The sequence below is a fragment of the Streptomyces lushanensis genome, from assembly GCF_001700515.1.
GTDB classification, from domain to species: Bacteria; Actinomycetota; Actinomycetes; order Streptomycetales; family Streptomycetaceae; genus Streptomyces; species Streptomyces lushanensis.
In genome coordinates, this window is sequence record NZ_MAUD01000245.1 from 1 (window position 1) to 893 (window position 893).

Here is an 893-nt window from a genome sequence, read left to right on the forward strand (position 1 = left end):
ACCTCGGCCTCCGCGAGGCCGGCCTCGACCGCGAGGCGCACCAGGTTCTCCTGGTCGTAGACGGAGCGCTCCTCGGCGAAGTTGGCCCTGTACACGAGATCCAGCAGCGCGTCCTGCCGGCCCTGGGCCTTGGCGAGATGGAGCACCCGGTGGATGTCGAACGTATTGCCGTGGTCGCGCCCCTCGGCCAGGTAGTCGAGCCCCTCGGACCGCGCGTTGGAGGCCACGTGGTCCTCCATGGCGAGCGCCTCCGCGCGGGTGCGCCCGTACTTCTCCGCCAGCATGTCGACCACCAGCCCGACATCGCCCTTGGCCCGCCCGGGATCCAGTTCGAACGACCGGTGCACCACCTCGACGTCGTCCCGGTGCGCGAAGGCGGCAAGCCCCTTCTCGAAGCGGGCCTTCCCGATGTAGCACCAGGGACAGGCGATGTCACTCCAGATCTCGACGCGCATGGTCCGCTTCTCTCCGTTTCCGTGTCCGTACGGGCGAAGACCCCCTCCGCCCGTACGGGAACGTCCGTGCCCGGCAGCCCATTCCCGCCCCCGGACACGGTCCCGGGCCCGTGCGCCGGGCGTCAGTCGCGTACGGGGATCTCCGCGCGGCCGTCCACCTGCCGGGGCACGCCCGACGGGTTGGCGTCGGTCAGTTCCGGGGGGAGCAGCGCCGGTGGTGTGGACTGGTACGTCACCGGGCGCAGCCAGCGTTCGATCGCCGTCGCGCCGACCGAGGTGGAGGTGGAGGTGGTCGCCGGGTACGGGCCGCCGTGGTGCTGGGCCGGGGCCACGGCGACGCCGGTCGGCCAGCCGTTGACCAGGACACGACCGGCGAGCGGTGTCAGTTCGGCGAGCAGTTCGCCGGCCGCGGGCACGGTGCCCGCGCTCTCCGCCTCG

General features: G+C 72.5%; 1 protein-coding gene and 1 pseudogene. Both read right to left on the bottom strand.

Annotated features, from left to right (window positions below):
- Window positions 1–455 (bottom strand): DsbA family oxidoreductase (locus tag BFF77_RS20385; RefSeq protein WP_141698477.1); only part of this gene is annotated, 455 nt, incomplete at its 3' end.
- Window positions 456–577: 122 nt separating this feature from the next.
- Window positions 578–893: pseudogene (locus BFF77_RS20390) on the bottom strand (aldehyde dehydrogenase (NADP(+))); the annotation flags it as partial.